Genomic DNA, 4,459 nt, shown 5'->3' on the forward strand with positions numbered 1-4,459 from the left:
GGGAACGATCATCTGCACCTGGTCCCCTGAGGCTGCATATACCCGCCATAAATGGGCAGGCCGGTAGCCGGTAACATCCTGGTAATGCGCTAAATACCTGTACAATTTTATTATTTTGTACAAGTATCAGCAGTATCAAGCCCTCTCGGGGAGAACCGCAATGACCCGTCTATTGGTTTCGCTGGCCCTGGTGTTGGGCCTGAGCAGTTGTGGCAGCGTGGATGTAAAACACTATGCCGACCAGCAACCGCAACTGGACCTGGTGAGCTTCTTCAGCAAGCCCGTCAAGGCCTGGGGCATCTTCGAGAAACGCTCGGGTGAAGTGGCCAAGCGTTTCGAGGTGAATATCGCCAGCCGCCGCGAGGGTGAAAACCTGATTCTCGATGAGCGCTTTCTATACAGCGATGGTACTCGCCAGCAACGTGTCTGGACCCTCACCCCGGACGGCCCCAACCACTGGCGCGGACGGGCCGGTGATGTGGTGGGCGAGGCCAGGGGCGAAGTGGCGGGCAACGCACTGCGCTGGCGCTACGTCCTGAACCTGCCGGTTGATGGATCCGTCTACGAAGTGAGCCTCGACGATTGGATGTACCTGATGGACGAAGACACGTTGATCAACCGCTCCAGCATGTCCAAGTTGGGTGTGGAAGTCGGCCAGGTGACGTTGTTCTTCCGTCGCCAGTCTTCACAACCCTGACCGCTAAGGAGTGAACCATGAACCTGCAAGCCCTGACCAAACTGGCCACCCAAGGCGCTGTACGCGAAATGGAACTGCTGTCGCTGGAAGGTGGTTTCTATCTGGCGCGCGTAACGCTGGACCACGGCCAGTTCACGCTGCTGGACGAGTCGGCGAAGCCCCTGCACTTTCGCTCCGTCAATCACTTGCGTGACGTGTTGCAGGCAGTCCCTGCGTTTCCCTGCACCCTCGTGCATCAGTGCGTGCATGACGAAATGTGCGGCCGGCGAGAAGGCGCTATCGAGCCACTGCGAACGCCATTTTCCCTGGAAGCGCCTTGGTGACCAAGGCAGTTCGAAACCTGTGCCTGGTGCTGGGCGACCAGTTGTCGTTTGACCTGGCCTCATTGGATGGGCTGGACAGCCAGCGCGATGCGGTCTTGATGGTCGAGGTCATGGAGGAAGCCAGCCATGTGCCCCACCATCCGCAAAAAATCGTCCTGGTCTTCAGCGCCATGCGCCATTTTGCCCAGGCCTTGCAGCAGCGTGGCGTGCGGGTGCAGTACGTCACCCTGGACGATCCGCAAAACACCGGCTCGGTGCCCGGCGAGTTAAGGCGCTGGCAATCGCTGATGCAACCCCGGGAAATACACCTGACCGAATGCGGTGACTGGCGCCTTGAGCAATCCCTGAAGGACTGCGGTTTGCCGATCCAGTGGCATGCCGACCACCGATTCCTGTGCGGCCGTGACGAGTTCGCCGCTTGGGCCAGCGGTAAAAAACAGCTGCGCATGGAGTACTTCTACCGAGAGATGCGCCGCAAGAGCGGGCTCTTGCTCAACGGTGACGGTACGCCAGTGGGCGGTGCCTGGAACTTTGATGCGGACAACCGCAAGGCATTGCCCAAGGGCACCAAGGCGCCCTACCCGGCGCGCTTCAGCTCGGACTCGATCACCCAGGACGTGCTGGCGCTGGTAGGTAAACACTTCAGCAGCCACTACGGTTCCCTCGACACCTTCGATTACCCCGTGACCCACGCCGACGCGCAGGCCCTCTGGGACTACTTTCTGGACTATGGCCTGGCGGGTTTCGGCGACTACCAGGACGCCATGGCCAGCGACGAGCCGTTCCTGTTTCACGCCCGTATCAGCGCAGCGCTGAACATCGGCCTGCTGGACCTGCGCCAGCTGTGCAGCGATGTGGAGGCGGCCTATTGGTCGGGCAGCATCGGGCTGAACGCTGGCGAAGGGTTTATCCGCCAACTGATTGGCTGGCGTGAGTACGTACGCGGCGTGTACTGGCTGAAGATGCCCGACTATGCCGCTGGCAATGCATTCGGCAACAGCCGCCCGCTGCCGGAGTTCTACTGGACGGGCGAGACGCAAATGAACTGCATGCGCCAGGCGATCGGCCAAAGCCTGAAACATGCCTATGCCCATCACATCCAGCGGCTGATGGTCACCGGCAATTTCGCCCTGCTGGCCGGCATCGTGCCCAGCCAGATATGCGAGTGGTACCTGGCGATCTACATGGACGCGTTCGACTGGGTCGAGCTGCCCAACACCCTGGGCATGGTGATGCATGCCGATGGCGGTTACCTGGGTTCCAAGCCTTATTGCGCGAGCGGCCAATATATAAAGCGCATGTCGGACTACTGCCGAGGCTGTGCGTACAAAGTCACGGAAAGTACCGCTGACAATGCCTGCCCGTTCAATGCGCTTTACTGGCACTTCCTGATGCGTCACGGCGACCTGCTGCGGGGCAATCAGCGCATGGCCATGCTTTACAAGAACCTCGACCGGATGCCTGAATCCAAGCAGGACGCGCTGTGGGAACGGGGCCAGAGGCTGCTGGCGAAGCTGGATGCGGGCGAGTCACTTTGAGCGGGCGACTTGGTGTTTGCCGGCACGCTGACCGAGCAGCATCAATCCACCTCCCGTCAGCAGCAAGCCCGCCGCGATAACGATATAGCCGCCGTACACATCCACACCTTGCACGAGGTTGAGCGTCTGGGAACACACCAGGGTGCCGGTCAGCGAGGCAATGGCCAGCACCGGCGTCACGGTCGCGGAGACTCGGCCCATATAGCCTGCCGGCACGGCCTCTTGCAGCATAGGCCCCTGCACCATGGCAAACACCGAAAAGCACAGCCCGCAGCAGAACATCAGCCCCCAGGCCAGGTAAAACGGCGGATGCAACGCATAGCCCAGGTAGCTCAGCCCCAGGCACAACAGCGCCACGGTGAACGCGCGTCGAATGCTCAAGACCTTCAACAGCGGCCGAACGAGAAAGGCCGCCACCAGCCCGCCGACGGGGAATGCGGCGAGTACCAGGCCATATTCACGCGGGCTCAGGCCCAACGTTTTGAAGGCATACAACGACAGGACGACGTTGTTGATACCGAGGGAAAAGCCATATAACGCCACGCCGGTCAGCAGGGTTCGAATCGACGGGTGCCCCCAGGAAAACCGCAGGCCGGCCAAGAGTCCACGCCAGAATGAGGCGCGCTCTGCGGGCAATGCAGCCCCCAAATCTCGGGTGGCCAGGATACATAGCGCTGAACAGCTGAACGCCAGCACATTGATCAGCAACGCCCAGATCGGCCCCACCCACACAAACAGCGCCGGGCCCACGGAGGCGGAAAGCACCGAAATGCCCGTGAGGGAAAACATCGTCTTGGCCGACGCTTCCACCCGCCGCTCAGCGGGAATGATCACTTGCATGACCGCCTGCCGGGACGGGTTGAAGAACTGCGCGGCGCTGCTGTTCATCACCAGCAACAGCAGCACGCCGGCGAACACTTGCATCTGATCGAGGCCGGACAGCGAATAGATCAGGATAAAGATCAGGAAGTTGATCACCCGGATAGCGTCTGCGCTGATCATCACGTAGAGCGGGGTCAGGCGGTCGACCCAGGCACCCGCCAATGGCGCCACCAGCACCCGCGGGATCGCCGAGGCCGCCACCGCCAGGCCCACGGCACTGGGTAGAAAGGCGCTGTCACGGAACAGATCGGTCACCAGCCAGACGATGATCGTGCTCTCCAGCACATACTCGCCGAAGGACGAGAGCGCCTGGCCCAGCCATAAAAGTGAAAAATTGCGGCTGATGAAAAAACCGGCAAACCGGCTTTGCCCTTGATTCGTCCTGAACACCATCCCTTCCCTGTGCGAAACGCTGTGAAATTTTCCGGCCGCTGCGAATTGTTGTGAAGCCTGTGATAAATGGCCAATTGCCCATGCTAACGTCGGCTTCGATGTCATCCAATTCATTGAGGGAGCAGCGCCGATGTCTACTACCGTAACACCCGCCGGTGGCGGACCGACCACTCAAAAAGCCTCGACGTCGGTATTCGACGACAAGTTGAATATTTCCAAGTCGAGCAAGGTGATCGCCGATTACATGCGCCAGTCGGGCAAGTCGGCCATCACCAAGCAAGAGCTTTCGCAACTGGCCAGCAATGCCTCGGGCAAGGTGCCGGCCGATGTGAGCGCTGCGGCCCAGTACATGGAGCGCCATCCCGACGTGTTCACCGCGATCGAAACCCATGATGTGGCCGGTGCCGATAACTTTTCCGGGGTGTGGAACTTCGACTGGGCAGCCAACGGTGGGCTCAACGGCACGGCGACCGATGCCATCGCCAAGATGCAGGACACCTTTGATTTCGCGATCGCCAAGTCGGCGCAGATCACCGAGATCAGCACCGGCAAAAAGGCCGAGCTGGACTCGACCAAACAGCGGCCGCAGAACTAGGTTCCTCGAAATGATCGTTCCCACGCTCCGC

The 4,459-nt window shown here is 60.5% G+C and carries 5 protein-coding genes; 4 read left to right on the forward strand and 1 reads right to left on the reverse strand.

Translation table 11 applies throughout. From position 1 onward, the window contains the following. The first annotated feature begins 160 nt into the window (after positions 1-160). The 3 genes from HX824_RS30560 to HX824_RS30570 are packed head-to-tail and all read left to right on the forward strand — an operon-like array spanning position 161 to position 2,558. A complete protein-coding gene (locus HX824_RS30560) occupies positions 161-697 on the forward strand; it encodes a DUF3833 domain-containing protein (protein WP_008431193.1) in 537 nt (178 codons plus the stop codon). A 17-nt stretch (positions 698-714) separates the two neighbouring features. Then, complete coding sequence (locus HX824_RS30565; protein WP_102606191.1) at positions 715-1,020, forward strand: DUF6482 family protein; 306 nt, start codon at positions 715-717, stop codon at positions 1,018-1,020. Next, the gene (locus HX824_RS30570) at positions 1,017-2,558 is read left to right on the forward strand and encodes a cryptochrome/photolyase family protein (RefSeq protein ID WP_177055925.1); all 1,542 of its coding nucleotides are present in this window, start codon (positions 1,017-1,019) and stop codon (positions 2,556-2,558) included. The genes HX824_RS30565 and HX824_RS30570 overlap by 4 nt, the downstream gene beginning before the upstream one ends. On the opposite strand, the gene HX824_RS30575 is transcribed toward HX824_RS30570, so the two are convergent. Beyond that, entirely contained in the window at positions 2,550-3,830 is a 1,281-nt protein-coding gene (locus HX824_RS30575; RefSeq protein WP_173406087.1) for an MFS transporter, read from the reverse strand. The two genes, HX824_RS30570 and HX824_RS30575, sit on opposite strands and share 9 nt — an antisense overlap. Before the next feature lie 133 nt (positions 3,831-3,963). On the opposite strand from HX824_RS30575, the gene HX824_RS30580 reads away from it, so the two are divergent. Then, complete coding sequence (locus HX824_RS30580) at positions 3,964-4,428, forward strand: hypothetical protein (protein ID WP_008431185.1); 465 nt, start codon at positions 3,964-3,966, stop codon at positions 4,426-4,428. Positions 4,429-4,459 lie beyond the last annotated feature (31 nt).

This window comes from Pseudomonas sp. D4002 (assembly GCF_013385665.1).
Taxonomy (GTDB): Bacteria; Pseudomonadota; Gammaproteobacteria; order Pseudomonadales; family Pseudomonadaceae; genus Aquipseudomonas.

What these genes read in the sequence shown, in the direction of transcription:
- HX824_RS30580 (WP_008431185.1), top strand. Translation starts at nt 3,964, where the DNA reads ATGTCTACTACCGTAACACCCGCCGGTGGCGGACCGACCACTCAAAAA.
- HX824_RS30560 (WP_008431193.1), top strand. Translation starts at nt 161, where the DNA reads ATGACCCGTCTATTGGTTTCGCTGGCCCTGGTGTTGGGCCTGAGCAGT.
- HX824_RS30565 (WP_102606191.1), top strand. Translation starts at nt 715, where the DNA reads ATGAACCTGCAAGCCCTGACCAAACTGGCCACCCAAGGCGCTGTACGC.